The following is a 26,958-nucleotide window of genomic DNA, read 5'->3' as shown; positions in this document are numbered from 1 at the left end:
CACCCCTTTCTATGCCGCCTGTCGTCAACCATAACGACCCCAGCATGCGCCGCATGGTGCAGGTGGCTGGCTGGCTGGGTGGCCGTGGTGGTGGGCGCTTTGGTGGCCCTGCTCCTGTTGCGCGAAGAGCAACCCCAGTGGAGCCGCCTTGCGCTGAACCTGTGCGTGGCCGGTGTAGGGGCCACCACCTTGGTGGCGCTGCACCTGGGGCGGCAGGCGCTGGCTGCCCGGTTGCTGGTGTGGGGCGTGTGGGTGGTCGTGTCGCTGGTGGCTGCCAGCAATGGCGGCATCAACAGCCCCAACCTGCTCATCTACCCCGTTCTGATCGTGTTGTGTGGCTGGCTGCTGGGCGGCCGCTCCACCATGGGTTTGCTGGCGGTCACAGGCGGTTTGTTTGCATTTTTCCTGTGGGCTGATCTGCATGGGGCGCTGCCCGCCATGCGCCCCCACAACCGATGGGCGTATGCGGTGTACCTGGCAGGCATTGTGGGGCTCACGGCGGCAGCTACGCTGCTCTCGCGCAAAAGCTACCTCCGGCGGGTGCATGAGGCCCAAACCATGGCCCAAGACCTGAAGGCCCGCGACGCCGAACTGCGCAAGCTGCTGCGCGTGGTGGAGCAAAGCCCTGAGAGCACGGTCATCACCGATCTGGACGGGCGCATCGAATTTGTGAACGATGCCTTTTTGGCGCGCACCGGCTATGCCCGCCATGAAGTGCTGGGCCGGCTGAGCAGTGAGGTGTCCGCCAACGGCCTGGGGCCCACGCAATGGCAGGGCATGCGCGAGACCCTGGAGCGTGGCGAGTCCTGGGCGGGCGAGCAAAGCAATTTGCGCAAAGATGGGGCGGTGATCAGCGAGTCCGTGGTGGTGGCCCCTATCCGCCAGCCAGACGGGCGCATCACCCACTATGTCGAGCTCAAGCAGGACGTGAGCGACCGCAAGCGGGCCGCGCAAGAGATTCACCGGCTTGCGCATTACGACTCGCTCACCAGCCTGCCCAACCGGTCCATGCTCATTGAGCGGCTGGCCAGCCTGCAGGCCCGCCACCAGCGCTCGGGCGACGATGTGCACGTCTTGCTGCTGCTGGATCTGGATCGGTTCACCAACTTCAACGATGCCCGAGGTAGCGAGATGGGCGACCGGCTGCTGTGCGCCGTGGCCTTGCGGCTGGCCGAGCTGCTGGGCCCGCACGATTTGCTGGTTCGTGTGGCGGGGGACGAGTTTGGCATTGTGCTGCACGACCTGGGCATCGACGCCACCGTGGCAGGCCGCCGTGCCCTGGCGTTCGCCGACCAGATCCAGCAAGCCTTTGTGCGCCCCCTGGCTTTGGGCGACTCTGGCGAAGAGGCCCAGCTGGGATTGAGCATGGGCCTGACGCTGTACCCGCAAGGGGTGGATGACACGCCGCTGGCTGCCATGGGGCGCGCGGGCACCGCGCTGCACCGGGCCAAGCATGCGGGCGGCGCCCGGTCGGCCTTTTTTGAGCAGGGCATGGGCGCGGCGGCGGCCCAGCGCTTTCAGGTGGAGCGGGACCTGCGCCACGCCATCGGCGCGCAAGAGCTGCGGCTTTATGTGCAGCCCCAGGTGAATGTGCGTGGCCAGGTGACGGGCGTGGAGGCCCTTGTGCGCTGGCAGCACCCGCGCGATGGCCTGTTGACGCCGGGTGCGTTCATTCCGCTGGCGGAGGAGTCCGACCTGATCGTGAGCCTGGGTGAATGGGTGCTGGCGCAGGCCTGTGCCGTGGTGGCGCAGCCCGACTTCAGCCGGCGTCGCCTGCGCATGTCCGTCAACCTCAGTGCCCGGCAGTTTCGCGAGGATGGCTTTGTGCCCAGCCTGCGGGCCTTGCTGCGTACCACGGGCGCAGACCCCACGCTGCTCACGCTGGAAGTCACCGAAGGTCTGGTAATTGATGACTTTGACGATGTGGTGTCGAAAATGCGCGAACTCGTCGCCCTGGGCGTGGAATTTGCGCTGGATGATTTCGGCACGGGCTACTCGTCGCTGGTGTACCTCAAACGCCTGCCGATCCAGGAGCTGAAGATCGACCGCTCGTTTGTGAACGAGGCCCCGAGCAACGAGGACGACGACGCCCTGGTAGAGGCCATCTTGACCGTTGCCAGCCAGTTTGGCTTGCGTGTTGTGGCCGAAGGGGTGGAGACACGCAGGAGCAGGTGGATTTTCTCGCCCAGCGCGCACCCGCCATGGTCTACCAGGGCTACCTTTTTGGGCACCCCGAGCCTGTGGACCAATGGATGGCCCGACAGACTCCCGAAATGCTCCAAGGCCCACGGCCGCATTGAGCGGAGTACGCGGGCCGCTGGGTGCTGCTGGGTGCTGCTCTGCAGGTTTAGGCGATTTGATGCCAAACCAGTGCCTAAGCCTTGATTTAAAAGCGCAAGCAGCTATTAAAAAGGTAGCAATTGGTCCTTTGTTAGCCGCCTTGGCGCCGTGGGTGTCGGTGACCAGCAGGCTGACGTCAAGGCAAAGCGCCGTTACCAGTGCAACGGTTCCGCCTCACCCAGCCAGAAAATCCAGCGCCCTGTCTCGGTATACGGCGAAGTGCTGATCGCAAAGGGGTCCATGCCTGCCCCCAACTGCCGCAGCCACACCACATAGCCGCTGTGGCTGGCGGCGACGATGGTGGAACCATCGGGTGACGTGTCCAGCGCGTTCAAAGCGCCGCCAATGTGGTGGTGCCACAGCAGTTGTCCGTCGTCGCTGAGCGCATGCAGGTAGCCTGCCGCATCGCCTTCCATCACCGTGCCCCGCAGCGTGGCCGTGGCATCCACCCGCCAGCTGTGGCGATGAAACGGCTGCAGCGCGGCAGCGCCTGGGAACGATGGGTACTCATGGAGGCCGCCCCCAGTGCCTTCGGGCGGCAGATGCAACACCCCGGTACGGCCCGTGTACAGGTGGCAGGAATGGGCCAGCAGCCGGGTGCTGTCGTGGGTGAACGTGGCGTGGTGGGCACAGGCCGAAAGCGGTGCCCACCGGCCCAGCACCTCGCCACGCGGGTTGAGCAAGAGGTGTTGGCTGCCCTGGTCGCCCACGGCGATGAAGCGCTCGTCGGGTGACAGCGCCATGTGCAGCAGGGGCTGTGCCTGTGGCTCTTGCGCATCTGGGTGCTCAGGGGCATCGGCTGCTTCGTCGCTTTCCGCTCTGGGGTACAGCTGTTGCGCTGCATCGGGTGTCAGCAGGTACACACCGGTAGCGTCGCGCCACAGAACGCGCAAACCATCGTTGAAGGGCAGGATCTCGTCACTCTCTACAGTCCCTGGCCTTGCGGCTTTGGCGTGGTGGGGCAGGTGCAAGCGGGTGATCACCGGCCCATCCCAGCCCGCGTGGGTGGTGACTTGGTGACCGTCGAACTTGGCAAAGCATTGCCGGTTGGGAGAGCGCCCCGCACCGTGCAAACCTTCCACCACCGTCGCCTGCAGGCCCTGCAACAGCCACCAGTGCGTGCCGTGCAGGCCACCTTGGGCCACCCGCACCACGGCGCGGTCGTCGTCCAGCAGCAGCACGGGGCCTGCGGGTTGGCCCGCCCGGTAGGCATGGGCCGCCAGCGCATCGGGGGCAAAGGCAAAGCGCTGCCGAAAGCGTGCTGCCAGGTTCGCATCGGCATGGCGGTGTACTTCGCGCGCCAGTTGCAAGACGGCTTCGGCATCCGCTGCGCGCGGGTCGTCCAGGGCTGGCATGGCGTCTGCCGCAGCGCCAAACAGCGAAAGGTCTGTATCCGCCGCAGCGTGCTCCATTGCCTGCAAAGGGGGGGCGTCGGCAGCGGCGAGTTGGGCGCGGGCTTGCTGCGCGTAGGCCTGGCCTGTGGCTTGCCACTGGCCCGAGCGCTGCATCCACTCGGCGCCGAAAACGGCGGTATCGGGAATATTGGGTGCCAACGGCGGCACGGTGAGCAGTTGCGCTGCGGGGTGCTGCGGTGGCTGGGCCTCGTGGGCCATGGCTGCCGTCAGGCGCTCGATGTGCGTTTGCGCCTGTCGGTACAAGCGCAGCAGGCGCGCCAGGTGGTCTGCCGCGTCGGGTGGAATGGGCGTGCGCGGCTCGCTTTGCCGCTGGCTGTACGCTACCCGCAGCAGCGGCGGGCCTTCGCGGGCTTCCTCAATGTCGATCTGGTAGGCGCTGTGGGCGTTGTCAGGCGCATCGCCGGGGCCGTCTTCGCCGTTTTTCCAGCTCAGCTTGAAAGCGCGGCCCCATGGCTCGCCCTGGTGCAGGCAGGGCTGGCGTGCGCCCATCCAGAACTGGCCTACCCACAGGCCGTTTTTTTCGCTGTCCCACCAGTCGTTGTAGCGCTCGGTGAACAGGGGCGTGGACGTGAGGGCCGTGAGGCGCGCAGGGGTGATTTCTTCATGCAGGGCCGCCCACAACGGGTGGTGCGCGCGTGCCTGGGCGGTGCCTTTGCGCACATAGTCCAGCACCCCGCGCCACGCTTGCTGGCAGGCCCGCTGGGCGGCGGGGTCTGCGCCATCTTCATCACCCAACGCCAGCGGGGCCCATGCACCGGCAACGCCTTGCTCATAGGGGCGGTACAGCACCACCAACCCTGGTGTGCTGCCCGTGCTGCGGGCATTGAGCACCACAGGGTGTTGCCCGCCATGGCGCTTGAACAGGCGCTGGAGCCGGCTCCACCCGCCGCCCAGCCAGCCCTGCGCGGGCTCGGGGCTGTCCACCCCCAGGTAAAAGTCCCATTGTTTCCATACGGTGATGAAAACGCTGTCCTGCCGCGCATCGCCGTCGCTGTCTACATGTTTGCGGCACAGCGAAAAGTCGGTCTGCCCAAACCAGCCTTCGGCCGTGAATTGCTTGGGTGCGATCAGGGGTGACTGCACAGCGGCCCTGATATTGGCCACGCTGATGGATTCGTCCTGGAAAAAGGAGGGGACAGGCGGCAGCAGTGCATGCACTGCGGCGGTGGGCTGCGTCACAGGCTGCTGCGCCCTGGCGGCTTCCACCAGCGCGGGGGCGTTCAGCATCTCGGCCAGGCTGCCTGTTCCGGCATTGTCGGCATCCAGGTACGGGGGGGGACCACCAGGCCCAGCGTTTCATGGTCCGCAGGCTGCCAAAGCGCCGAATCACCCGCTGGGTCTGCATCTTGCAGCGTGAAGTCAAAGCTGGGCGGTTGGTTCCACTGCGGTGCATACCCGCGCGTGAACAGTCCCACCTGCGCAGTGGATTGGCCCAGCACCGTAAGGCCACCGGGCGCGCCATCGCCCCACAGCAATGTGTGTACCGACAGGTTGCCTTGCACATGCAGCTGGCCTTGGCGCAGCAGGGCGCAGTGCACCTGGGCATCGCCCATCACCAGCGCATGTACGGCGGGGCTCGATGGTTCAGCCGCGCTGGCAGGGGTGTGCCAGCCGCCCGTCAGTGCCCCTTGCAGGCGCAAATGGCCGTCCACCCACAGCAGGGCACCGCCGGGGTGGGTCGCACTGCCATCCAGCGCGGTGGAGGGCAGGGGGGGCAGCCATTGCCCGTCGCTCGACAGGGTGGTGACCAGATCAAGCGCCGCCATGTCCAGGTCGCCCTCCACCCACCACACCGGCAGCGTGGCCCAGCGCTCGGGGGCTTGTTCCAGGCGCTGCGCCAGCCAGCAGGTGGCAGGCAGCCGGTGGGCCAGCGATGCCAGGGTGGTGAGCTTGACCGAGGGAAATGCCATGGAGCGAAAGCGGTGTTCAGAAGCGAAGGCGCATCGTAGCCCTTCCAAGTCGTCAAAACTCCGGGGGCGCCGTCATGAGCGCACGGGGGGCGGGGCCGAGGAGTTGTTCAGCCATTGCCAGGGCCAGTCGGCTTGCAGACGTTGCCAGTCCATGCCGGGCGCCTCTGGCACTTCGGGGTTATTGGGGCAGGCGGCCACGCTGCTGCCTGGCGCGGGTTGCAGTGGCAAACCGCTGTGCAGGTGCAGCATCTCGCCAGTCAACGGGTGCGGCAGGCTCAGGCGCAGTGCATGCAGCCACAGGCGCTGCTGGCCCAGGCGCTGGGCCCACCAGCGGTTCAGCGGGCCCTTGCCGTGGGTGGCATCGCCAATGATGGGGTGCGCCAGGTGCTTGAGATGGCGGCGTATCTGGTGGCGCCGCCCCGTGGTGGGCACGGCCTCCACCAGCGAGGCGCGGGTGGTGGCAAAGCGCGGGTCGCTGGCTTCGGGCAGCGTCAACTGCGCCAGCGTGCGAAACCGGGTGTGGGCGCTTTGCACGGGGGCGCTGGGTGGGGCATCGTCGGGGCGCAGGGGGTGGTCTACCTCCACAGCCGGGGGCGCCCAGCCGCGCACCATGGCGATGTAGACCTTGTGCGTGGCCTGGTTCTCAAACGATTGGGAAAGCGCCCGGGCCGCGTCGCTGTGCAACGCCATCACCAGCACGCCGCAGGTGCCTTTGTCCAGCCGGTGCACCGGGAAGACGTGTCGGCCCAGCTGGTCGCGCAGGGTCTGCATCACAAAGCGGGTTTCGCCCGCGTCCAGCCCCGTGCGGTGCACCAGCCAGCCCGCGGGCTTGTACACGGCGACCAGATGGTCGTCTTGCCAGAGGATGTGCAGGGGCTGGGGCATGGGGGAAGGTGTTGGGATAACAAGCCAAATCATAGCCCCGCGCCCGTCCATCAAGCGCGAGCTGCTATCAAAATTGAAAACCGGTTGGAGGGGATGATGGGGCTTTGGGACACGCGGTGCGCTGGCACACGCGACAATCGGGGCAATGAGCAAATCCATTCTTCCCCTGCAACTGCTGGTGGCGCCCAGCAAAGACGATCCCTCTGTTCTGGTTCTGTACCACGGCCGTGGCTGCCCTGACGGCTTTGGCGCGGCCTTGGCAGCCTGGCTTTACTACGGCGACCAGGCCGAATACGTGGGCCTGGACCATGGCGATGTGCAAACCGTGGACGACTTGCCGCCGCTGCAAGGGCGCACGGTGTACATCCTCGACTTCTCTTTCTCTGCCGAGATCCTGGCCGCCATCGATGAGCGCGCGGCCAAGCTCGTCATGCTGGACCACCACAAGAGCGCTGCTGAAAAGCTCACCGGCTTCGCATGCCGCTGCGGTGTGGTGCATTTCGACATGAACAAGTCGGGCGCCCGGCTGGCGTGGGAGTTTTTCCACCCCGACGAACCCGTGCCCGCGCTCTTGCAGTACGTGGAAGACCGTGACATCTGGAAGTGGGAATTTGCGCAGAGCGCTCCGTTCCTGTCGGCACTGGACATGGAGCCCAAAACCTTCGAGCGCTGGAAGGAGATGACCCGCTTCACCCCCGAGCAGCTCGACGCCTTCATGGCCCGTGGCGCCGCCATGGACGAGAAATTCCGCAAGATGGCGCACGACATTGCCGAGGGCGCGCAGCCGCTGGTGTTCAACGGCGTTGCCGGGCTGATGGTGAACGCCCCCGGCATGTTCCACAGCCTGGTGGGCGACATTCTTTCGGCCAAGACGGGCACCTTCGCCCTGATGTGGAGCGCCACCGACAAGGGCGTGAAGGCCGGGCTGCGGGCCCAGCGCAATTTTGATTGCATCGCCCTCGCTGAAAGCATGGGCGGTGGTGGCCATGCCCAGGCCTGCGGGTTTCGCATGCCGGTAGCCCGGTTGCCCGAATTGCTGACCGGCGTGTTCAACGCCTGATGGTGAAAAGGCCCACGGTGTGAACCGTGGGCCTTTGTCAGAGCTGTTTCAGACCTCTTTCAGGCCTGTTCTTGCGCCCGCTGGCGGGGCAGGTGGCGCTTGACGGCCGGGCGGTGCAGGCGCTGCTTGGGGTCCACGCCCTCGGGCAATTCGCTGGCGCGCTGCAACTGAATGTGCGCCACCAGACCGCCTGTACTGGCGTTGGCCAGCGCAAAGATGCCGCCCATGCGCTGCACCGTCTTGTCCACAATCGACAAGCCCAGCCCTGCACCTGCTGCCGCCGTGCGGGCGGAATCGCCCCGGAAGAAGGGCTTGGTGAGGTTGGAGAGCTGCTCGGGCGGCACGCCGGCGCCGTGGTCGCGCAGCTTGAGCAGCACCCAGTTTTCGCGGCCCTTGGCAGCAATTTCCACACTGGTCACGCCCGTGTCGGCCGTCTTGCCATAGCGGCGGGCGTTTTCCAGCAGGTTTGAAATCACCCGTGCCAGTTCCACCTCATCGGCCAGCACGTTCAGGTCCTCGGGGATGTGCATGGTGATTTGCAGCTCCCGGTGGTCTTGCACGGCGTACACGCAGGACGACACCACGGCGTGCAGGTTCACCGGCGTGAGCGTCACATGGTCTGGGCGGGCGTAGTCCAGGAACTTGTCGATGGTGGCGTCGAGCTGAACGATGTCGGCCACCATGTGTTCGCGGGCGATGTCGTCCATCACGCTCATTTCGGTCTCGAGCCGCAGGCGCGCCAGGGGCGTGCGCAGGTCGTGCGAAATGCCGGCCAGCATCACGGCGCGGTCTTGTTCCAGCTTGGCCAGCTTTTGTGCCATGCGGTTGAAGCCGATGTTCACCTCGCGGATTTCGCTGGTCACCACCTCTTCGTCCAGGTGGCTGGCGGCGAAGTCTCCGTCTTTGACGCGGTTGGCGGCGTACGACAGCTGCTTGAGCGGGCGGTTGATCAGCCGCGCAATCGCCGCAGCCCCGGCCAGCGACAGCGCCCCGGTGGTGATGAGCCAGATCAGCCAGGTGCGCCCGCCCGCAGGGCTGAAGCGCGAGCGGTCCATCAGCAGCCAGTTGGGGTCGCCATTGATGTTGAAGCCCACCCACAGGCCGTTCTCGCCATTCACGCTCTGGGCCACGATGGTGTCGGGCCCGAGGCGCCGGGTCAACTCTTCGGTCAGGCGGTTGCCCAGTGCGCCGCTTTCCAGCAGCGTGAATTTGTCGCCGGGCTCGCGGGGAAGAATGCGCACACCTTCCTGGTCGGCCATCGTCTTGATGAGCGAAACCCGCGCAATCGCGTCGGAGTGCACCAGCGCTGCGCGGCTGAGGTTGACCAGCGAGGCAATCTGCTGCGCCGTGTGCAGCGTGCGGGGCTCAAACTCCAGCGCCCGCAAGGTTTGCAGCCAGGCCAGAATGCTGCCCACCAGCAGCAGCGCCAGCAAAAAGAACGTGCGCCAAAAAAGATTCAGCCCCACGCGGGCACGTTGCTCGCGCGTGGCGCGCAGCGACGATTCCAGCGGTGCAGGGCTGGTCACATCGGCTGCGGGTCCTTCAGGTTTGCGCCTGCGGGCCCGTGGTTTGCCTTCAGGCTGGGTCATCGGGATCAGCTCGTTCCGTCCGGTACAAACACGTAGCCCACGCCCCACACGGTCTGGATATAGCGGGGTGCCGCTGCATCCACTTCCACCAGCTTGCGCAGGCGCGAGACCTGTACGTCCAGGCTGCGGTCAAACGGCTCGAACTCACGGCCGCGTGCCAGCAATGCCAGCTTTTCGCGCGACAGCGGCTGGCGTGGGTGGCGCACCAGGGCCTTGAGCATGGCGAATTCGCCAGTGGTCAAGGGCAGCTCTTCACCATTGCGCTGCAGGGCGCGGGTGCCCAGGTCGAACGTGAAGGGGCCGAAGGTGACCACTTCGTTGTCGCCCGAAGGTGCGCCGGGAGCTTCATGTGCAGGGCGGCGGCGCAGCACGGCGTGGATGCGGGCCAGCAGTTCGCGGGGGTTGAAGGGCTTGCCCAGGTAATCGTCGGCGCCTACTTCCAGGCCCACGATGCGGTCCACGTCCTCGCCCTTGGCGGTGAGCATGATGATGGGGGTGCGGTCGTTGGCGGCACGCAGGCGGCGGCAGATCGACAAGCCGTCTTCGCCGGGCATCATCAGGTCCAGCACGATGATGTCTACGGTTTCGCGCAGCAGCAGGCGATTGAGCGCCTTGCCGTCTTCAGCGACCATCACTTCAAACCCTTCCTGGGTCAGGTAGCGGCGCAGCAGATCGCGGATGCGGGCATCGTCATCTACCACCAAAACTTTGTCGGTACGGTTGGGTGTAGTGGGCATATTTGATCTCGGGTCCAATTTGTAACAGAGCCGATTCTGACCATGTTGAGCGCCGAAGTTCGCGTTTTTCCCTTGGGTTTGACCAACTGTTACAAGTTTTGCCCAATCGTCAACCCCGTCTGACACCGCGTGGCGACTTGTGCCTACACACTGTCTGATCAGGGTCTGGCTAGCGTGCTGGAAATGGCTTCAGCGCGCGGCGTCAGACCGATTTTTGAGAAAGTGAATTCATGAAGAATGCTATTCGTTTGGTAGCTGCCAGCGCTTTGCTGATGAGCGCTGGGGCCGTTTTTTCTCAACAAGCCGCACCGGTGGCTGCCGTGGCCGCAGAGCCGCGCAATGTGGTGCAACTGTCGGCCGCCGGCATGGTGCAGGTCGAGCAGGACATGCTGAACATCACCCTCATGGCGAACAAGGAAGCCCCCACGCTGGCTGCCGCCCAGACCCAGCTCAAGCAGGCCCTGGATGAAGCCCTGGCGCAAGCCAAGGCCGGCGCCCAGCCGGGGCAGATGGATGTGTCCACGGGCACGTTCAGCCTGTACCCCCGCTACGGCAAAGACCAGAAGGTGCTGGGATGGCAAGGCCGGGCAGAGCTGCGGCTGGAAGGGCGCGACTTTGGGCGCATCACCGGCATGGCGGGCAAGATCCAGTCGATGGCGGTGAGCGATGTGTCGTTTGGCCTGTCGCGCGAGGCGCGGGCCAAGGCCGAGGGCGAGGCGCAGTCGCAGGCGATTGAGCAATTCAAGGCCCGTGCGGCAGAACTGTCGAAGGCGTTTGGCTTTGCCAGCTACGGCCTGCGCGAGGTGAGCGTGTCTGGCTCGGGCATCAGCGTGGTGCCGCAGGGCATGCGGATGGCCCGCGAAAAGATGGCATCCTTCGCATCTGACGCGCCAGTGCCCGTGCAGCCAGGGCGCGAGCAGGTAAGCATCAGCGTCTCTGGCACGGTGCAGATGCGCTGAGCGCTGGCGGGTGGGCTGGCCCCGGGCCTCAGCCTTGTGCTGCGCGCAGCGCGTCGTCCACCTCGGCCTGGGTGGTGGGACGCACCACGCGGGCCACTTCCTGCCCGTTTTTCAAAACCACCAGCGTGGGCCAGAGCTTGACCTTGTAGCTGCGGCCCAGCCGCTGGCCGGGGCCGTCTTCCACCTTGATGTGGGCGGTTTCCTGGTCTTTCAAAGCGTGCTCGATGAACGGCTGGGCGCGCAGGCAATGGGGGCACCAGGGCGTGCCAAATTCCAGCACGGTGGTGCCGGGCAGGGCGTCTACCGCGTCGCGTGTGGGCGGCTGGGGCAGGTGGGTAGCGGCGTAGGGCATGGGGTGTTGTTTCTCAAAGCAAAGGCCAAAAGCACTTTGTACCGCCAGGGGGGCTATAGGCTCGTCAGACAGGGGCGCAAACTGCCAGCAGCCTGCCAGCGTGTTGCCTGTGCTGCTTTTGCGCTTTTGAACAGGCTCTCAGATCACCCCGTCAAACACCATCACATCCACCGCATCGCCCACAGCCACGTTGCCCTGCTGGTGGTGCAGCACGATGAGCCCATTGGCCTGCACCATGGAGCTGAGCACGCCCGAGCCCTGGTTACCCGTGGTGCGCACTTGCAGGCTGCCGTCCGGCCCGGTGGTGACGGTGCCGCGCTGGTATTCGGTGCGGCCCGGCTTTTTGCGGATGGCTTCGGTGCTGGTGGCGCGCAGCAGCGGCGGCGCTGTGCGCGTGCTGCCCATCATGCGCAGCAGGGCGGGGCGCACAAAGGCCAGAAAGGTCACCATCACCGCCACCGGGTTGCCCGGCAGGCCAAACAGCACCGCACCGCCTTTGCTGGCATTGATATCATTTTGATAGCTGCCAGCGCTTGCTGGTTGTGCGCTGGAGCCTGTTTTGGCTTGAAGGCCTGAGGCAGCAATGCGCCCCACGGCCATGGGGCGGCCGGGGCGCATGGCAATGCGCCAGAAGGCCACGTCGCCCAGCTTTTTCATCATGGCGCGGGTGTGGTCGGCCTCGCCCACGCTCACGCCGCCGCTGGTGATGATGGCGTCTGCGCGCTGCGCGGCTTCGGTGAAGGCGGCTTCCAGCAGGGCGGGGTCATCGCGCACCACGCCCATATCGATCACTTCCACGCCCAGGCGGGTGAGCAGGCCAAACACCGTGTAGCGGTTGCTGTCGTACACGGCGCCTTCGCGCGGGGGCTCACCCAGGCTCAGGATTTCGTCGCCAGTCGAAAAATACACCACACGCAGCCGCCGCGACACGGTCACGGTTTTGAGCCCCAGGCTTGCCACCAAGCCCAGCGCGGCTGGGGTGAGCAATTCACCACGGGCCAGCGCCACGCCGCCTTCCATCAAGTCTTCGCCCTTGAAGCGGCGGTTGTCGCCCAGGCGCAGCACATCGGGGGCGATGGTGATCTGGTCGCCCTGGGCGGTGGTGAACTCTTGCGGCACCACGGTGTCCAGCCCGGCGGGCATGATGGCGCCGGTCATGATCTTCACGCACTCGCCTGCGTTCACTGTGCCCGTCCACGCCTTGCCCGCCAGGGCCGTGCCCACGCTGCGCAGCGTGAGGGGCTGGCCGGGCACCAGCTGGCTGCCGGCAAAGGCGTAGCCGTCCATGGCCGAGTTGTCGTGTGGCGGCACGCTGATGGGGGAAATCACATCCTGCGCCAGCACACGGCCCAGGGCTTCAAAAATGCCCACTTCTTCCGTGCCTGCCACGGGCTGCACCAGCTGGTGCAAAAACGCGTTGACCTGGTCGGCGTGCAAGGCTTGGGGATCGTAGCCCTGCAGTTCGGCAGCAATTTGGGCGATGGTTTTCATGTTGGTTCGGTCAATTCAGGAAGGCAAGGCGCACGCATGGCGCCGCCGGGGCGCTGCGGCTCAGGGGGCGGTGCGCTCCAGCGCCTGCAGTTCGGCCAGCGTGTTGGCGTTGAAAAAGGCTTTGGGGTCATCGCCCGGTGTGTCAAACGGCACGGTCACGCAGCGGTGCTGGGCGGTCCAGGCGTCAATTTTGCGACCGCCCGCCTGGGTGAAGCGCACCAGGCTTTCGAGCAGGTCTACGCGCAGCAGGCAAAACACCGGCTGGGGTCGCACGCTGATATGGCCCGTGCCGTCGTCTTCGGGGGCGGCGGCCATGGCAATGTCGGCCTGTTGTTCATCGGCCGCCTGGGCCAGGCGGCTGGCCAGGTCCAGCGGAAAAAGCGGGGTGTCGCACGGCACGGTGAGCAGCCAGGGCGTTTCGCAGTGTTCCAGCCCGGTCAGAAAGCCGGCCAGGGGGCCTGCGTAGTCGTTGTTGGCGTCGGGCCACACCGGTGCGCCAAATGATTCGTAGGCGGCCAGGTTGCGGTTGGCGTTGATGAGCGAAACCCCCACCTGCATCTGCAGCCGCATCAGCGTGTGCAGCGCCAGTGGCAGGCCGCGAAAGGTTTGCAGCCCCTTGTCTACCCCGCCCATGCGCGAGCCGCGCCCGCCGGCCAGGACGAGTCCGGTGATGTCTAGCGTGTCAATCATCAAGAGGCCTTTGAAAAGAGAAAGAAGCGAGCCCTCGATTGTGCAGGCTGCTTTGCAGACCCAAGGCGCCGAGGGTCTACGGCCCGCGCAGCCGCCTAGCCTCCGATGTAGCTCATCTCCACCCGGCGCGCGCCCTGCGAGCTGTCTGCGGGCAGGGTGCTGCGCAGTTCGGAATAGCGGTCACTGCGTTGCTGCCAGATGGGCGCAATGGCTGCGGCAATGTCTGCGTCACCGGCACCGCCGCGCAGCAGCGAGCGCAGGTCGTAGCCTTGCGAGGCAAACAGGCACAGGTACAGCTTGCCCTCGGTGGAGAGGCGGGCGCGATTGCAGTCGTGGCAGAAAGCCTGCGTCACGCTGCTGATGACGCCCACTTCACCCAGGGCTGGGTCGTGCTGGCCGCTGGCGTCGGCATAGCCCCAGCGCTCGGCGGTTTCGCCGGGGCTGCTGGGCTCCAGCGGCACCAGGGGCAGTTCAGCGCGCAGGCGCTCGATCAATTGGGCCGAGGGCAGCACTTCGTCCATGCGCCAGCCGTTGGTGGCGCCTACGTCCATGTATTCAATGAAGCGCAGCGTGGTGCCCGTGCCGCGAAAGTGGCGCGCCATGGGCAGAATTTCGTGGTCGTTGGTGCCGCGCTTGACCACCATGTTCACCTTGATGTGCGACAGCCCAGCCGCGTGCGCGGCCTCGATGCCCGCCAGCACGTCGGCCACCGGAAAGTCCACATCGTTCATGCGGCGAAACACCGCATCGTCCAGTCCGTCCAGGCTCACGGTCACGCGGTTCAGCCCGGCTTCTTTGAGCGAGCGCGCCTTGCGCGCCAGCAGCGAGCCGTTGGTAGTCAGGGTGAGGTCCGGCGCCTTGCCATCCACCGTGCGCAGCTGTGCCAGTTGGGCAATCAGCTCTTCGATATTCTTGCGCAGCAGGGGTTCGCCGCCTGTGAGGCGAATCTTGCGCACCCCGTGCGCCAGGAACAGCGAGGCCAGCCGGGTGATTTCTTCAAAGCTCAGCAGCGCGCTGTGCGGCAGGTACGGGTAGTCCTTGTCGAACACTTCCTTGGGCATGCAGTAGTTGCAGCGGAAGTTGCAGCGGTCGGTCACGCTGATGCGCAGATCGCGCAGAGGGCGCCCCCGGGTGTCCACCAGCAAGCCAGTTGCTGGAGAAGGGTGCAGAGGTACCTGGGCCACCAGGTCGGCGTGGCGCTGGTCCACCAGGGGAATGACACGTTCAGCCATGGGCGGGATTGTGCCCCAAGGCCTTCACTGGGCGGGGTACCCGCACTGGATTGTCTTGATCCGCATCAAGGGATTGGTGGTTGGCGGCGTGCGGATCTTCGCTGCTGCGCGCTGGCATTGCATTGATCTGTCGCAAGGGGGGGGGCTGGTTTGACATTGTCATGACAATTCTCTGCATTTCGGGAAACATTCTTTCACCCTAATTGCATAGAAAGCCCTACTGCCATGACCTGTCGTAATCAACCCGTCGTTTCCTGTTCCCACCAACGTCGGCGCATGGTGCAGTGGGTGGCTGCCGGGGTGGTTCTGCCCACCTGGGCCGCCACGGCGCAAGCGCAAATGGCGCTTTCTGCGGCCATCAACGTGTCGGGCTCGTTCCGCGCGCTCTCGCAGCGCATGGCCAAGGCCTATTGCCAGCAGCACCTGCAGGTGATGCCCGTGGCGGCGCTGGATGTGCTGGCCAAGGTGCGCAAGCAGGCACAGGCCGGCGCTGCCGACTTGGCCAAGGGCTCCACGGCGGGCGCCTGGCCCGCAGATTTGAGCCGCCAGCTTGAAGAGGTGCAAAAGCAGTACACCGTGCTCAACACCCTGACGGCGACTGCGCCTTCCAAGGCCTCTGCCGCCGCCGTGGCCGAGCAGGCCGACCGCATGATGACCGCTGCCCAGACGGCAACCGAATCGCTGGAGAAACTGGCCCGCGCCCCCAGCGCCAAGCTGGTGGGCATGGCCGGGCGCCAGCGCATGCTGTCGCAGCGCATGGCCAAGCAGTACTTTTTGCTGGCAGCGGGTGTGGACCCCAAGGCGTCGCAGACCCAGATGAACGCCGACGCTGCAGAGTTCAAGCAGGCTCTGCAGGCCCTGGCGGCAGCGCCGGTGTCTACCCCCGCCATTCGCACCGAGCTGGAACTGGGGCAGGCCCAGTGGCTGTTTTTTGAAGCCGCCATGCGCCGCCACCCCGATACCAAGGGCATGGAAGCCGTGGCCACCACCAGCGAACGGCTGCTGGAGGTGATGGATCGGCTCACTTCCCTGTACGACGCGGCCCTGCGCGAAGTGCTGGGCTGAAGCCACGCAAGGCGCCAGCTCTGCCCCGGGCAGATCAAACGCAGCGGGCGCCGTCCACCTCGATGCACACGCCGCTGATGAAGGCGGCTTCGTCGCTGGCGAGGTAGAGCGCGGCGTTGGCCACATCCTGCGCGGTGGAAAAGCGCCCCAGCGGAATGGTGGCCAGGAACTTGGCGCGGCGGGCATCGTCCACCGGGCCACCCGCAAACTCGGCCGCCAGGCCAGTGTCGGGATTGAACACCGGGTTCAGGCAGTTCACGCGGATGTTGTCGGGCCCCAGTTCCGCCGCCATCGACTTGCTGGTGGTGATGACCGCACCCTTGGAGCCGTTGTACCAGGTCAGGCCGGGGCGGGGCCGCAGCCCGGCGGTGGAGGCAATGTTGATGATGCTGCCCCCACCCGCACGGCGCAGTGCAGGCACGGCATGGATGGCGCTGAGGTAGATGCTCTTGACGTTGATGGCGTACACCTTGTCGAACTCGTCTTCGCTCACCTCCAGCATGGGGCGGTTGCGGTGCGTCCAGCCTGCGTTGTTCACCACCACATCGAGCTTGCCAAACAGGCGCTCGGCCTCGGCCACCATGGCCTGGACCTGGGCAGACTGCGTCACGTCCGCCTGGAAGAACGCTGCCTTGCCGCCCGCAGCGGTGATCTCTGCCACCACACGCTGGCCGCCTGTGGTGTTGATGTCATTGACCAGCACCTGGGCACCTTCTTGCGCCAGACGTTTGGCAATGCCTTCGCCAATGCCGTTGCCGGCGCCGGTGACGATGATGGATTTGTTTTGCACGCGCATGGCTGTCTCCTTTGTGTTTGCTCTGTTTTTGATAGCTGCTTGCGCTTGATGGATAAGCGCTAGAAGCTCTTTTTGCCTGTGGGGTTGTGTGGGGTGGAAGGCTGCGTATTGGCCTCGCCACGCCCGTAGAACTGCGGGAAGTACTCTTTCACTCCGTTGCCCTCAAAGTCCCAACCGGTGCATTGGCCCAGGTGGCGGGGCGGGGTGTCCGGGTCGCCGCCGCCAAAGGCGGCGGGCAGGGTCTGGAAGGCAGCGGTGGCCATGTTGAACAGCAGCTCGCGCAGGTGGGTGCAACTGGCCACCCCGCCCATGTGCTGCGCAATGGCCTGGCGCCAGCCGCGCGCCATGCAGGCGCCCACCATGCCCTGCAGAGCCGGGCGCGCCTGTGGGCAGTCTTGCAGCGGGTGGGCGTCCATGGCGGCTTCAATGGCGTGCACCACCAGCTTGCGGTCAATCGTCACCCGCAGCCACATGTGGTGGATGGGGTCCCCCGCCAGCCGAACGCCCTGGTGGCGAAACGAAGGCATGTCGTGTGCCTTGCTGTCGTGCAATTCGGCTTCCATGTCCCACAGGCCGTCTTCACGTTCGTAGCCTTGGTAGGTGACGCGGCGGATATGGCTGGTTTTACGAGGGACGGGAGCTGACAGGGGCATGGGAAAGAAGCGAGCGAAGAGCAGGAGGACAGGGGAATCGGGCGGCTTTAGCCGTGCTTGATGGCCACGGTTTTCAGCGTGGTGAAGCCATACAGCGCCTCAAACCCCTTCTCGCGCCCGTAGCCGCTGGATTTGACGCCGCCAAACGGCAGCTCCACACCGCCGCCCGCGCCGTAGTTGTTGATGAACACCTGGCCGCTGTGCACACGCTTGGCCATGCGGAACTGGCGCGCGCCGTCGCGCGTCCAGATGCCTGCCACCAGGCCGAACTGCGTGGCGTTGGCCAGCTCGACCGCGTGGTCTTCGTCCTGGAAAGCCATGGCCGAGAGCACGGGGCCAAACACTTCTTCCTGTGCCAGGCGGTGGCCCACAGGCACATCGCGCAGCAGGGTGGGGGCCTGGTAGAAGCCGCCTTCGGGCGCCTCGTCCACCACCACGCCTTGCGCCACCATGGGGATGCCCGCCACTTGCGCGTCTGACAAAAAGTCCCACACGCGTTGCTGCTGGCTTTGGCGGATGAGCGGGCCCACATCCAGGTCCATGGCGGCGGGGCCGACCCGCAGCTTTTCAAAGGCGTGGCCCAGGCGCTCCAGCAGGGGCTCGTAGATCAGAGAGTCGATCAGCACCCGCGAGCCTGCCGAGCAGGTCTGCCCGGCGTTTTGCACGATGGCGTTGAGCACCACAGGCACGGCTGCGTCGAGGTCCGCATCGGCAAAGATGATTTGGGGGCTCTTGCCACCCAGCTCCAGCGTCACGGGGCAGTGGCGCTCGGCGGCTACCTGCTGAATGATCGTGCCCACCTTGGGGCTGCCGGTGAAGCTGATGTGGTCAATGCCCGGATGGCGTGCCAACGCATCGCCCACCTCGTGCCCATACCCCGTCACGATGTTGATGGCACCGGGTGGAAAACCCACCTCGGCCGCGAGTTGTGCCACACGGATTAGCGACAGGCAGGCGTCTTCAGCCGGTTTCACAACGCACACATTGCCCGCCGCCAGCGCGCCGCCCACGCTGCGGCCAAAGATCTGCATGGGGTAGTTCCACGGGATGATGTGGCCGGTCACGCCATGCGGCTCGCGCCAAGTGAGCACGCTGTAGCCGTCCAGGTAGGGAATGGTTTCACCGTGCAGCTTGTCGCAAGCGCCGGCATAGAACTCGAAGTAGCGCGCCAGCGCCACGGCATCGGCCCGGGCCTGTTTGGTGGGTTTGCCGCAGTCGCGCTGCTCCAGCGCTGTCAGCTCGTCGGCATGCTCCAGCACCTTGGCCGACAGTTTTTGCAACAGCCGTCCCCGGTCTACAGGTGCCATGCGCTGCCACACCGCCTGGTAGCACTGGCGCGCCGCATGCACGGCGGCGTCGATGTCGTCCGCGTTGCTGCGCTGGATTTCGTCAAAAGGCTGGCCGTCAGAAGGGTCGATCACCGCAAGCGTGCGGCCAGACGAAGACGGGACGGAGGCGTTGGCGATGTAGTTCAGTTGCATGATGACATTCTGCATAGAAATCGAATGCGTGCTTACTATTTAGCCGAATTGGGCTGTAGCGCCTGTACTGCAGGCGACAGCAGCTCTCTTTTTGATAGCGCTGGTGGCTTGTCTCAGGCGTAGGTTCGGCGCAGCCCGGCCAGATCCCTGATTTCGACCTCGCCGCGCTGCACGCGCACCAGCTGGCGGGCTTCCAGGTCTTTGAGGATCTGGTTGGTGGTCTGGCGCGAGATGGACAGCATTTGCGACAGCTGCTCTTGCGACAGTGCAATCACCCGGCGGGTGAGGCCATCGGCGTTCCATTGGCCGTAGCCCTCGGCCATCATCACCAGCCTGCGGGCCAGGCGCTGGGGGGCTGGCAGCAGGGCGGCGTCTTCCAGGGCGATGAAGGCGGTGCGTAGCTTGTCGGTTACCAGCAGCGCCAGGGCGTGCCAGTGCTCGGGGTGGCCGCGCAGCCATTCCTGCAGGGGTTCGTTGGGTACATGCAGCAGCGTGCAGGGCTCGGCCGCCACGGCGTCGTGGCTGCGCACATTGCCATCAAACACCGAAATTTCGCCAAACCACTGCGGGGGCTCCAGGCGGGTGAGCAGCGCAGAGCGTGCGTCGTCAGACCGCCCGCCCGTGCCCGAGACGGTGAGTGCGCCACGCAGCACGGCATACAGCCCGCAGGGCGGGTCGCCACGCAAGAACAGGGACTGGCCCACGGTGAGTTGCCGGATGCGGCCCATGCGCAGCAGTGCCGCCGCAAATTCAGGGGGCAACTGGGCGAACCAGCGCCCCGATTGGAGCGCGATGAGGTGGGCGGAGACTTCGGTCGTCATGCAGTCAGAGATCAGGGTCGGCGGGGCAAAAGGGCAAGCGCGGCAAGAGTCTGCGCCAGGAGGGGATGCTCAGGCAGCTCAGACGTGCCGTGGGCCAGGAAGCAGCAAGGCTTGCGGTGCTGTGTGCATGGCCGCTTGGGTGCGCGTCGAAAAAGGCAGGGACCGGGCGGGGTAGGCAATCACAAAAAGGGGCGGCTTGGGCGCGAAAAAAGGGGCAGAAACAGGGACTACAAGGGCTGCGGGCAGCGATAAAGCGCCAGTCCCGCACAGTCACAGGGGCGCTGTTGCCGCCTCTGTTTTTGTCGGCTGCACGACAGACGTTAACGCCTTTGGCGAGAGACATTGAATCCTGCTCAAAACAACGACTGGAGACACCCATGAAAACCCTGATCGATCACTTGGCGCAATACGCCGCCTACCACCGCGATCCGCGCAACATCCACACCCATTTTGTTGGTGTGCCCATGATCATGTTTGCCGTGGTGGTGCTGCTTTCACGCCCGGTGTGGTGGCTGGGCATGGTGCCGGTGAGCCCCGCGCTGGCCTGCGCCGTGGCGGCTGGCATTTTCTACCTGCGGCTGGATGTGCGGCTGGGGCTGGTGATGTCGGCCCTGCTCGCCGCCATGCTGGCGGGGGCGGCTGCCATGGCGCCCCTGGGCACCACAGCCTGGCTGGCCTGGGGGCTGGGGCTGTTTGCCGTGGGCTGGGTGATCCAGTTCGTGGGCCACTATTTCGAGGGCCGCAAGCCCGCCTTTGTGGACGATGTGATGGGTTTGCTGGTTGGGCCCCTTTTTGTGGTGGCCGAATGGGGCTTTGCGCTGGGTTTGCGCGCAGAAGTACAGCACGCCGTGGAGCAGCGCAGCGGCCCCGTGCGCAGGCGTGACCTGCGTCAGACGGCCTGAGGGTGAGGAAGGATTTTGATAAAAATAGCCTCCAGCGCTTTCCTGTCAAGCGCGGGTAGCTATGAAATCAATAGCGAAAATGCCCTGAAGCGCGGGGGCTGCGCTGCGGCGTGCACCGCCTGACTCAGCCGGTTTCACCCACTGGTGTGAAGCGGTGGCGGTTGTGCTCCAGCCACTGGGCCGACAGGTTGCTGGCCTGTTGGTTGGGGTGAAAGTCGCGCCGCCGGTAGGCCCACCACGGCCGCCAGATGTGGCGCACCAGCCCGGCGGGGCCGAACAGGGTGTGCCAGGCACTGGCGGCGAACGACCAGCTCGGTCATGGCGTGTCTCCTTCTTCTTTTGTGCGCTTGCCTTGCATGGTGAAGGTGAGTGAGAAGGGCGTCAATCAATCATTGCGCAAGGCCCCGCCCCAGCCGTGGTTGGCGTCATGGCGCGGGGCTGGGCCTGATTACCCCGCGTGGAACTTGACCACCAGCGGCACGATGAGCAGCGCCACGATGTTGATGATCTTGATCAGCGGATTGATGGCGGGGCCGGCGGTGTCTTTGTAGGGGTCGCCCACGGTGTCGCCCGTCACGGCGGCCTTGTGCGCTTCAGATCCCTTGCCGCCGTGGTTGCCGTCTTCGATGTACTTCTTGGCGTTGTCCCACGCGCCGCCGCCCGTGCACATCGAAATCGCCACGAACAAGCCGGTGACGATGGTGCCCATCAGCAAGCCGCCCAGCGCCTTGGGGCCTAGCAGCAGGCCCACCACAATGGGCACTACCACGGGCAGCAGGCTCGGGATCACCATCTCTTTGATGGCGGCGGTGGTCAGCATGTCTACGGCCTTGCCGTACTCGGGCTTGCCGGTGCCGTCCATGATGCCGGGAATGGTGTTGAACTGGCGGCGCACCTCGACCACCACGGCGCCTGCCGCGCGGCCCACGGCCTCCATCGCCATGGCACCAAACAGGTAAGGAATCAGCCCGCCGATGAACAGGCCAATGATGACCAGCGGGTCCGACAGGTCGAAGGTGATGGCCCGGCCGTAGCTTTCGAGCTTGTGGGTGTAGTCCGCAAACAGCACCAGCGCAGCCAGCCCAGCCGAACCAATCGCGTAGCCCTTGGTCACGGCCTTGGTGGTGTTGCCCACGGCGTCCAGCGGGTCGGTGATGTCACGCACGCTGCTGGGCAGCTCGGCCATTTCGGCAATGCCGCCGGCGTTGTCGGTGATGGGGCCGTAAGCATCGAGCGCCACCACGATACCGGCCATGGACAGCATCGACATTGCCGCCACCGCAATGCCGTACAGGCCCGCCAGCTGGTAGGCCACCAGAATGGCCAGGCACACAAAAATCACTGGCCAGGCGGTGGAGCGCATGGAAACGCCCAGGCCCGCAATGATGTTGGTGCCATGGCCCGTGGTGGATGCCTGTGCGATGTGGCGCACGGGGGAATATTGCGTGCCCGTATAAAACTCGGTGATCCACACCAGCGCGGCCGTCAGCACCAGCCCGGTGGCACAGGCGCCAAACAGCTTCATCTGGCTGCCGCTGGCGGTGATGGCGTTGTCCGGAATGATCCACAACGTGACGAAGTAGAACGCGATGAGCGACAACACGCCGGCGATGGCCAGGCCCTTGTACAGCGCGGGCATCACGTTCTTCATGCCGGGGGATGCCTTCACAAAGAAGCAGCCAATGATGGACGCGATGATGGACACCGCTCCCAGTGCCAGTGGGTACACCACGGCGTTGACCGGGGCGGCGCCCACCATCAGTGCGCCCAGCACCATGGTGGCAATCAGCGTTACCGCATAGGTCTCGAACAGGTCGGCCGCCATGCCGGCGCAGTCGCCCACGTTGTCCCCCACGTTGTCGGCAATCACCGCGGGGTTGCGCGGGTCGTCCTCGGGAATGCCCGCCTCGACCTTGCCCACCAGGTCGGCGCCCACATCGGCACCCTTGGTGAAGATGCCGCCACCCAGGCGCGCGAAGATGGAGATGAGCGACGAGCCAAACGCGAAACCAATCAACGGGTTGAGCAGCGTGGCCAGTTGCGCCGTGGGCTTGAGGTTGCCGTTGCCTGCGAGAAACCAGAAGAAACCCGTCACGCCCAGCAGCCCCAGCCCCACCACCAGCATGCCGGTGATGGCGCCGCCGCGAAACGCCACGTCCAGCGCCGGGCCAATGCCCTGCGTGGCGGCCTGCGCTGTGCGCACGTTGGCGCGCACCGACACATTCATGCCGATGAAGCCGCAGGCACCCGAGAGCACGGCCCCCACCACGAAGCCGACGGCCGTCGTTCCGTCAAGGAAAACGCCAATCAGCACCGCCAGCACCACGCCGACGAAGGCAATGGTCTTGTACTGGCGCGCCAGGTAGGCCGCCGCGCCGGCCTGAATGGCCGCCGCAATTTCTTGCATGCGCGCGTTGCCGGGGTCTTTGCCAAGGATCCAGCCCCGCGCCCAAATGCCGTAAGCCACGGCGACCAGTCCGCAGACCAGGGCCAATAAAAGGGGAGGGGTCATTGCTGTGCTGTCAGCCATACAGTGCTCCTTCAAATGCGGTTGCACGGTTGGAAACACGACGCATCGGTGGTGCTTCCGCTGCGTTGCTTCCTCGGGCCCCAGGGCGGGGCCGATTGGCCAACGGTCTCAATTTACAACCAAACCCCCTGTTGCAAGCGGGCAGAAAGGGGCATGCCTCTAAAATCAGGGTTAATCCCGACGCTCAATGGAACGCCATGCTTCGCGGGTTACTGTTGCAAACCACTATTTTTAAAGACATGTCCCTCAACAACGTCACCCCTGGCAAGAACATCCCCGAGACATTCAACGTGGTCATCGAAATCCCGATGAACTCTGACCCCATCAAGTACGAAGTGGACAAGGAGTCGGGCGCGATTTTTGTGGATCGTTTCATGACCACTGCGATGCACTACCCCACCAACTACGGTTATGTTCCCCAGACCCTGTCGGGCGACGGCGACCCTGTGGATGTGCTGGTCATCACCCCTTACCCCCTGCACCCTGGTGTGGTGGTGCCTTGCCGCCCCCTGGGCATTTTGATGATGGAAGACGAAGCTGGCGTGGATGGCAAGGTCATTGCCGTGCCCACTTCCAAGATCTTGCCTATGTACGACCACTGGAAGAGCATTGACGATGTGAACGCCATGCGCCGCAACGCCATTGCCCACTTCTTCGAGCACTACAAGGACCTGGAAAAGGGCAAGTGGGTCAAGGTGCTGGGCTGGGAAGGCATTGACGCCGCCAAGAAGGAAATCACCGACGGCGTGGAAAACTTCAAGAAATCGCAGAACTGAGCGGTTTCGATCTGACGGCCTGAATCGTTTTACTGATTCGGGGCTTTTCTAAAGCATGCAGCCTGTTGGGGCTGCATGCTTTTTTTATTGCCCCGGTGGTTTTATCGGCTGAATGCTGCAGACGTCCTGCTGTCTTGAGAGGCCGTGCCTGCCGCCGGAGAGGTCAGGTGCAAACGTCTTTTGACACGCTGCATCGTGCTGCGTCGTGTGGATGCATGGATGCAATTTGAGATTGTATTTTTGAGAAAAATGATTTAAGATAAAAATATGATAAATTTGAACTTCTGATGAGTCTTTTTCAACCGCGTGTTGGCTTTCAAAGTTCTTGTCATTGCTGGGGGATTCCATGTCCGTTTGAGCTTTGAATAGCCAACGTTGACCTTCGGCACATCGTTTCAATTTCTTCCAACTACACGGAGGTGGGCATGTTTAGTAGATTCATCCGCAGTATTTTGGGTCGTCTGTACACGACGACAGTGGTTCTGGCCTTGGCTTTTTCTGGCGTCGCCTGGTACTCCTATGTGCAGCTCACGCGGGTTTCACATCTGGTAGTGGAAATTCGAGACGTGAATATTTCGCAATTAGCGCGTATTGCAGGCGTGGAACTGAACGTCACCCGTGTTTCGCTGCAGTTGCGTCATGCGATGTTGGCAAGAAATGTGCAGGAGCGGGATGCCTCCTTGAATGACATTGCAGAGAAAAGACGGTTGTTGGAAGAGGCTCTGAAAAGCTACGAAAAGGCCATTTCCACGCCTGATGAGCGGCAGCTTTTTGATAAGTTTCCACCTTTGTTGGCCGAATTTTGGCGCCATGGCGAGGCCAACATTGCGCTGATCACTTCGGACAAAAAAGACGACGCGATGGCCTACTTGGTCGACAAGACCATTCCCGCTCGCAACGCCGTGCTGCAACTGACCGCTGATACCGTCAAGCTCCAACAGCAGTTGGTGGCTGCCTATGTGAGCCGGATCGACACCAACCTTCAGTCCACCCTGGTATTCTTGGTTGTATCCATTCTTGGTGCTGTGTCTGCTTTGGTTTGTTTGGTGATATGGACTGGGCGTGCGCTGCAAAACAGGGTGTTTCAAGCCCAACAGGTTGCGGAACTTGTGCGTGATGGCAACCTGATGCAGTCTGTGCAAGACTCCCGTCAAGATGAGTTTTCACCCTTGATTTCAGCCCTGGGCGACATGCAGAATTCGCTCAAGCGTGTTGTGTCTGGCGTGCGCAGAAATGCAGAAAGCGTGGCCTCGGCCAGCGCCGAGATTGCCTCAGGCAACAACGACCTGAGCGCACGCACAGAACAACAAGCCAGCGCTCTGGAAGAAACCGCCGCGTCGATGGAAGAACTCGGCTCCACCGTGCGGCAAAACGCAGACAACGCCCGCACCGCCAACCAACTGGCCATGAACGCATCTACCGTCGCCGCCCAGGGTGGTGAAGTTGTGGCCGAAGTGGTCGAGACCATGAAAGGCATCAACGCCAGCAGCAACAAGATTGCCGACATCATCAGCGTCATTGACGGTATTGCCTTCCAGACCAACATCCTGGCGCTCAACGCCGCCGTGGAAGCCGCCAGAGCCGGCGAACAAGGCCGGGGCTTTGCCGTGGTGGCTGGTGAAGTGCGCAGCCTGGCCCAGCGCAGCGCAGAAGCCGCCAAGGAAATCAAGAGCCTCATCACCGCCAGCGTAGAGCGGGTGGAACAAGGCAGCGCGCTGGTAGACAAAGCTGGGGCCACCATGACCGAAGTCGTCACTGCCATCCGGCGCGTGACAGACATCATGGGAGAGATCAGCGCGGCCAGCAGCGAACAAAGCGCAGGCGTGGGCCAGGTAGGAGAAGCTGTCACGCAGATGGACCAGGCCACGCAGCAGAATGCGGCTTTGGTCGAAGAGATGGCGGCGGCAGCAGCCAGCCTGAACACCCAGGCGGGGGAATTGGTCAATGCTGTGGCGGTTTTCCAGCTCGATGCAAACGCCCCTGCTGCCCGGGCTGCAGTGCCCGCTGCGAAGGTAGCCACTGGCGCCCCCAGGGTGCACAGAACCGGGCGCGCGCAGTTGCAAAGCCTGCTTCTGCGCGTCGGGCAGCGGCGCCCCGAGCACTGCCTGCAGCCAAAGCACCCACAGCGCCAGCCACGCCCAAGGCCAACAACGACGATTGGGAGAGCTTCTAAGCATCTTCTCGATGGCCTTCCAACGAAGGCCGCTGCCAAGCCAAAGCACGCTGTAACCCAGCGTGCTTTTTTATTCAGTGCACCCCAACGTCCAGCGACTGCCTTTGCTTCCACCCATGTCCCGCGTTGGCGGGCCGTGGTTTGCGAGGCTCACACAGGCGCATGGCGGCGCCTGTCAACACAGTGAAATGCGAATCGCTATTTGTTACCGAACTGATACCTTGCTCTCCCACCACATCCCCTTATTTGATGGACTAATTCAATGTGAATAAGTTTTAATTTGATAGTTATGATGTTTATGATTGTTATGATATAAATACGGTGGATAATGTGTGTTGACTTGTGTCGAAGCGCTGCTTCAAATGCAAGTGAGGCCCGACCGCCCAGCAGTGTTGTGGCGCAGGTCTCACGTCCATCGCCTTGGTAATCCTGAGGTGGGTGATGGGCTGTAGTGGGAGTTCGACGAGGTTGGCAGTACGCTTGTGCCACTTTGGTGCACAGGCGCTTTTTAAGAGAAATACGATGAACCAATTCAAGATCGGTACCCGCTTAGGCATGGCCTTTGGGCTTGTTCTTTTGATCACCGCCGTGATTGCCGCAGTAGGCTTTTGGCGTCTGTCCATGCTCAAGGAAGCCACTGTTCGCATCGCCACGGTGGAGATTGAGCGCAACCAGCTGGCCATGGAGTGGAAAGCCGGGATTGATTTGAACTGGACCCGCGCCTCCGCAGCGCTCTAGGCTACTGATGCGAGCTATATCTCTGCGCTGGGGGCCGACATGTCGGCCACCACCAAAGAGGTGAGCGAGAAGCAGAAAAAACTCGAAACCTTGATTGACAGCGACAAGGGCAAAGAACTGCTGGCCAAAGTAGCCACCGCCCGCAAAACCTATGTGGATGCCCGTGCCAAGTTGCTCGAGCGCAAAAAGGCCGGTGAAGATGTGTTCGCCCTGGTAGACAGCGATCTCCGCCCCATGGCCCAGAACTACATCCAGTCGCTTGAAAACGTCACCAAGTACACCTACGACGAGCTGGCTGCTTTTGAAAAGTCGGTATTGAGCTCTGCGGAGACCAGTCAGTGAGTGCTGGCGATCGGGGCTGGT

At 64.0% G+C, this 26,958-nt stretch carries 24 protein-coding genes and 1 pseudogene; 9 read left to right on the top strand and 16 right to left on the bottom strand.

Going from position 1 to position 26,958, the window contains the following annotated elements:
• The first annotated feature begins 102 nt into the window (after positions 1 to 102).
• Positions 103 to 2,385: an EAL domain-containing protein gene (locus AADJ04_RS02400; protein WP_341238629.1), complete on the top strand. Its 2,283-nt coding sequence runs from the start codon at positions 103 to 105 to the stop codon at positions 2,383 to 2,385.
• A gap of 107 nt (positions 2,386 to 2,492) precedes the next feature.
• Here the strand turns inward: AADJ04_RS02400 and AADJ04_RS02395 are convergent, their stop codons facing one another.
• From AADJ04_RS02395 to AADJ04_RS02385, 3 genes are all read right to left on the bottom strand, one after another.
• Positions 2,493 to 4,982 (bottom strand): WD40 repeat domain-containing protein, encoded by a 2,490-nt coding sequence (locus AADJ04_RS02395; RefSeq protein WP_341238628.1) that lies wholly within the window; start codon positions 4,980 to 4,982, stop codon positions 2,493 to 2,495.
• On the bottom strand, positions 4,976 to 5,665 hold the full coding sequence (locus AADJ04_RS02390) for a hypothetical protein (protein ID WP_341238627.1): 690 nt from the start codon (positions 5,663 to 5,665) through the stop codon (positions 4,976 to 4,978). Before AADJ04_RS02390 ends, AADJ04_RS02395 begins: the two co-directional genes overlap by 7 nt.
• A 72-nt stretch (positions 5,666 to 5,737) precedes the next feature.
• On the bottom strand, positions 5,738 to 6,550 hold the full coding sequence (locus tag AADJ04_RS02385) for a pseudouridine synthase (protein WP_341238626.1): 813 nt from the start codon (positions 6,548 to 6,550) through the stop codon (positions 5,738 to 5,740).
• Positions 6,551 to 6,695: 145 nt separating this feature from the next.
• Between AADJ04_RS02385 and AADJ04_RS02380 the strand changes: the two genes are divergently transcribed.
• Positions 6,696 to 7,610 (top strand): DHHA1 domain-containing protein, encoded by a 915-nt coding sequence (locus AADJ04_RS02380; RefSeq protein ID WP_198846315.1) that lies wholly within the window; start codon positions 6,696 to 6,698, stop codon positions 7,608 to 7,610.
• A 59-nt stretch (positions 7,611 to 7,669) separates the two neighbouring features.
• Here AADJ04_RS02380 and AADJ04_RS02375 read toward each other — a convergent pair whose 3' ends face one another.
• Together AADJ04_RS02375 and ompR are read right to left on the bottom strand one after the other, a co-directional pair.
• Positions 7,670 to 9,199, bottom strand: coding sequence for an ATP-binding protein (locus AADJ04_RS02375; RefSeq protein ID WP_341238625.1), 1,530 nt, complete (start codon positions 9,197 to 9,199; stop codon positions 7,670 to 7,672).
• Between the two features lie 5 nt (positions 9,200 to 9,204).
• Positions 9,205 to 9,936, bottom strand: coding sequence for a two-component system response regulator OmpR (ompR, locus tag AADJ04_RS02370; protein ID WP_341238624.1), 732 nt, complete (start codon positions 9,934 to 9,936; stop codon positions 9,205 to 9,207).
• Between the two features lie 230 nt (positions 9,937 to 10,166).
• On the opposite strand from ompR, the gene AADJ04_RS02365 reads away from it, so the two are divergent.
• Positions 10,167 to 10,895 (top strand): SIMPL domain-containing protein, encoded by a 729-nt coding sequence (locus AADJ04_RS02365; protein WP_341238623.1) that lies wholly within the window; start codon positions 10,167 to 10,169, stop codon positions 10,893 to 10,895.
• A 28-nt stretch (positions 10,896 to 10,923) separates the two neighbouring features.
• Here AADJ04_RS02365 and AADJ04_RS02360 read toward each other — a convergent pair whose 3' ends face one another.
• From AADJ04_RS02360 to moaA, 4 genes are all read right to left on the bottom strand, one after another.
• Entirely contained in the window at positions 10,924 to 11,247 is a 324-nt protein-coding gene (locus tag AADJ04_RS02360; protein ID WP_341238622.1) for a thioredoxin family protein, read from the bottom strand.
• A 138-nt stretch (positions 11,248 to 11,385) separates the two neighbouring features.
• Complete coding sequence (gene glp / locus AADJ04_RS02355) at positions 11,386 to 12,738, bottom strand: gephyrin-like molybdotransferase Glp (protein ID WP_341238621.1); 1,353 nt, start codon at positions 12,736 to 12,738, stop codon at positions 11,386 to 11,388.
• Positions 12,739 to 12,798: 60 nt separating this feature from the next.
• Positions 12,799 to 13,428: a molybdenum cofactor guanylyltransferase MobA gene (gene mobA, locus AADJ04_RS02350; RefSeq protein ID WP_341238620.1), complete on the bottom strand. Its 630-nt coding sequence runs from the start codon at positions 13,426 to 13,428 to the stop codon at positions 12,799 to 12,801.
• A gap of 95 nt (positions 13,429 to 13,523) precedes the next feature.
• Positions 13,524 to 14,660 carry a GTP 3',8-cyclase MoaA gene (gene moaA, locus AADJ04_RS02345; protein WP_341238619.1) on the bottom strand — a complete coding sequence of 379 codons (1,137 nt, stop codon included), beginning with the start codon at positions 14,658 to 14,660 and terminating at the stop codon, positions 13,524 to 13,526.
• Positions 14,661 to 14,885: 225 nt separating this feature from the next.
• Between moaA and AADJ04_RS02340 the strand changes: the two genes are divergently transcribed.
• Positions 14,886 to 15,725 (top strand): type IV pili methyl-accepting chemotaxis transducer N-terminal domain-containing protein, encoded by an 840-nt coding sequence (locus AADJ04_RS02340; RefSeq protein ID WP_341238618.1) that lies wholly within the window; start codon positions 14,886 to 14,888, stop codon positions 15,723 to 15,725.
• Positions 15,726 to 15,759: 34 nt separating this feature from the next.
• Here the strand turns inward: AADJ04_RS02340 and AADJ04_RS02335 are convergent, their stop codons facing one another.
• The 4 genes from AADJ04_RS02335 to AADJ04_RS02320 form a co-directional block, all read right to left on the bottom strand.
• Positions 15,760 to 16,521 (bottom strand): SDR family oxidoreductase, encoded by a 762-nt coding sequence (locus AADJ04_RS02335; RefSeq protein WP_044396302.1) that lies wholly within the window; start codon positions 16,519 to 16,521, stop codon positions 15,760 to 15,762.
• A gap of 59 nt (positions 16,522 to 16,580) precedes the next feature.
• On the bottom strand, positions 16,581 to 17,174 hold the full coding sequence (locus AADJ04_RS02330; protein ID WP_066788020.1) for a DUF2889 domain-containing protein: 594 nt from the start codon (positions 17,172 to 17,174) through the stop codon (positions 16,581 to 16,583).
• A gap of 47 nt (positions 17,175 to 17,221) precedes the next feature.
• Positions 17,222 to 18,655 carry an aldehyde dehydrogenase family protein gene (locus AADJ04_RS02325; protein ID WP_066692533.1) on the bottom strand — a complete coding sequence of 478 codons (1,434 nt, stop codon included), beginning with the start codon at positions 18,653 to 18,655 and terminating at the stop codon, positions 17,222 to 17,224.
• Positions 18,656 to 18,768: 113 nt separating this feature from the next.
• A complete protein-coding gene (locus AADJ04_RS02320; protein WP_341238617.1) occupies positions 18,769 to 19,476 on the bottom strand; it encodes a Crp/Fnr family transcriptional regulator in 708 nt (235 codons plus the stop codon).
• Between the two features lie 377 nt (positions 19,477 to 19,853).
• Here AADJ04_RS02320 and AADJ04_RS02315 point away from each other — a divergent pair, with 377 nt between their 5' ends.
• Positions 19,854 to 20,378 (top strand): Mpo1-like protein, encoded by a 525-nt coding sequence (locus AADJ04_RS02315; protein ID WP_288485888.1) that lies wholly within the window; start codon positions 19,854 to 19,856, stop codon positions 20,376 to 20,378.
• 124 nt (positions 20,379 to 20,502) lie between these two features.
• Here the strand turns inward: AADJ04_RS02315 and AADJ04_RS02310 are convergent, their stop codons facing one another.
• Together AADJ04_RS02310 and AADJ04_RS02305 are read right to left on the bottom strand one after the other, a co-directional pair.
• Entirely contained in the window at positions 20,503 to 20,637 is a 135-nt protein-coding gene (locus tag AADJ04_RS02310; protein WP_255523535.1) for a hypothetical protein, read from the bottom strand.
• Between the two features lie 189 nt (positions 20,638 to 20,826).
• A complete protein-coding gene (locus AADJ04_RS02305) occupies positions 20,827 to 22,908 on the bottom strand; it encodes a sodium-translocating pyrophosphatase (protein ID WP_341238616.1) in 2,082 nt (693 codons plus the stop codon).
• A 239-nt stretch (positions 22,909 to 23,147) separates the two neighbouring features.
• On the opposite strand from AADJ04_RS02305, the gene ppa reads away from it, so the two are divergent.
• Positions 23,148 to 23,684, top strand: a complete 537-nt coding sequence (gene ppa / locus AADJ04_RS02300) for an inorganic diphosphatase (RefSeq protein ID WP_341238615.1) — start codon at positions 23,148 to 23,150, stop codon at positions 23,682 to 23,684.
• An 84-nt stretch (positions 23,685 to 23,768) separates the two neighbouring features.
• Here ppa and AADJ04_RS02295 read toward each other — a convergent pair whose 3' ends face one another.
• The gene (locus AADJ04_RS02295; RefSeq protein WP_341238614.1) at positions 23,769 to 24,032 is read right to left on the bottom strand and encodes a hypothetical protein; all 264 of its coding nucleotides are present in this window, start codon (positions 24,030 to 24,032) and stop codon (positions 23,769 to 23,771) included.
• Positions 24,033 to 24,109: 77 nt separating this feature from the next.
• Here AADJ04_RS02295 and AADJ04_RS02290 point away from each other — a divergent pair, with 77 nt between their 5' ends.
• From AADJ04_RS02290 to AADJ04_RS02280, 3 genes and pseudogenes are all read left to right on the top strand, one after another.
• Complete coding sequence (locus AADJ04_RS02290) at positions 24,110 to 26,044, top strand: methyl-accepting chemotaxis protein (RefSeq protein ID WP_341238613.1); 1,935 nt, start codon at positions 24,110 to 24,112, stop codon at positions 26,042 to 26,044.
• A 335-nt stretch (positions 26,045 to 26,379) separates the two neighbouring features.
• Positions 26,380 to 26,595, top strand: coding sequence for a hypothetical protein (locus AADJ04_RS02285; protein ID WP_341238612.1), 216 nt, complete (start codon positions 26,380 to 26,382; stop codon positions 26,593 to 26,595).
• A 15-nt stretch (positions 26,596 to 26,610) separates the two neighbouring features.
• Positions 26,611 to 26,937, top strand: a pseudogene (locus AADJ04_RS02280) (MCP four helix bundle domain-containing protein); the annotation flags it as partial.
• Positions 26,938 to 26,958: the final 21 nt, after the last annotated feature.

It is taken from the genome of uncultured Acidovorax sp., assembly GCF_964021665.1.
Classification (GTDB): domain Bacteria; phylum Pseudomonadota; class Gammaproteobacteria; order Burkholderiales; family Burkholderiaceae_C; genus Acidovorax; species Acidovorax temperans.
The sequence above is the reverse complement of the archived record's forward strand: the minus strand, read 5'-3'. Positions and strand labels throughout refer to the sequence as shown.

What these genes read in the sequence shown, in the direction of transcription:
- AADJ04_RS02395 (WP_341238628.1), bottom strand. Translation starts at nt 4,982, where the DNA reads ATGCTGAACGCCCCCGCGCTGGTGGAAGCCGCCAGGGCGCAGCAGCCT.
- AADJ04_RS02390 (WP_341238627.1), bottom strand. Translation starts at nt 5,665, where the DNA reads ATGGCATTTCCCTCGGTCAAGCTCACCACCCTGGCATCGCTGGCCCAC.
- AADJ04_RS02385 (WP_341238626.1), bottom strand. Translation starts at nt 6,550, where the DNA reads ATGCCCCAGCCCCTGCACATCCTCTGGCAAGACGACCATCTGGTCGCC.
- AADJ04_RS02380 (WP_198846315.1), top strand. Translation starts at nt 6,696, where the DNA reads ATGAGCAAATCCATTCTTCCCCTGCAACTGCTGGTGGCGCCCAGCAAA.
- AADJ04_RS02375 (WP_341238625.1), bottom strand. Translation starts at nt 9,199, where the DNA reads ATGACCCAGCCTGAAGGCAAACCACGGGCCCGCAGGCGCAAACCTGAA.
- ompR (WP_341238624.1), bottom strand. Translation starts at nt 9,936, where the DNA reads ATGCCCACTACACCCAACCGTACCGACAAAGTTTTGGTGGTAGATGAC.
- AADJ04_RS02365 (WP_341238623.1), top strand. Translation starts at nt 10,167, where the DNA reads ATGAAGAATGCTATTCGTTTGGTAGCTGCCAGCGCTTTGCTGATGAGC.
- AADJ04_RS02360 (WP_341238622.1), bottom strand. Translation starts at nt 11,247, where the DNA reads ATGCCCTACGCCGCTACCCACCTGCCCCAGCCGCCCACACGCGACGCG.
- glp (WP_341238621.1), bottom strand. Translation starts at nt 12,738, where the DNA reads ATGAAAACCATCGCCCAAATTGCTGCCGAACTGCAGGGCTACGATCCC.
- mobA (WP_341238620.1), bottom strand. Translation starts at nt 13,428, where the DNA reads ATGATTGACACGCTAGACATCACCGGACTCGTCCTGGCCGGCGGGCGC.
- moaA (WP_341238619.1), bottom strand. Translation starts at nt 14,660, where the DNA reads ATGGCTGAACGTGTCATTCCCCTGGTGGACCAGCGCCACGCCGACCTG.
- AADJ04_RS02340 (WP_341238618.1), top strand. Translation starts at nt 14,886, where the DNA reads ATGACCTGTCGTAATCAACCCGTCGTTTCCTGTTCCCACCAACGTCGG.
- AADJ04_RS02335 (WP_044396302.1), bottom strand. Translation starts at nt 16,521, where the DNA reads ATGCGCGTGCAAAACAAATCCATCATCGTCACCGGCGCCGGCAACGGC.
- AADJ04_RS02330 (WP_066788020.1), bottom strand. Translation starts at nt 17,174, where the DNA reads ATGCCCCTGTCAGCTCCCGTCCCTCGTAAAACCAGCCATATCCGCCGC.
- AADJ04_RS02325 (WP_066692533.1), bottom strand. Translation starts at nt 18,655, where the DNA reads ATGCAACTGAACTACATCGCCAACGCCTCCGTCCCGTCTTCGTCTGGC.
- AADJ04_RS02320 (WP_341238617.1), bottom strand. Translation starts at nt 19,476, where the DNA reads ATGACGACCGAAGTCTCCGCCCACCTCATCGCGCTCCAATCGGGGCGC.
- AADJ04_RS02315 (WP_288485888.1), top strand. Translation starts at nt 19,854, where the DNA reads ATGAAAACCCTGATCGATCACTTGGCGCAATACGCCGCCTACCACCGC.
- AADJ04_RS02305 (WP_341238616.1), bottom strand. Translation starts at nt 22,908, where the DNA reads ATGGCTGACAGCACAGCAATGACCCCTCCCCTTTTATTGGCCCTGGTC.
- ppa (WP_341238615.1), top strand. Translation starts at nt 23,148, where the DNA reads ATGTCCCTCAACAACGTCACCCCTGGCAAGAACATCCCCGAGACATTC.
- AADJ04_RS02295 (WP_341238614.1), bottom strand. Translation starts at nt 24,032, where the DNA reads ATGGAATCCCCCAGCAATGACAAGAACTTTGAAAGCCAACACGCGGTT.
- AADJ04_RS02290 (WP_341238613.1), top strand. Translation starts at nt 24,110, where the DNA reads ATGTTTAGTAGATTCATCCGCAGTATTTTGGGTCGTCTGTACACGACG.
- AADJ04_RS02285 (WP_341238612.1), top strand. Translation starts at nt 26,380, where the DNA reads ATGAACCAATTCAAGATCGGTACCCGCTTAGGCATGGCCTTTGGGCTT.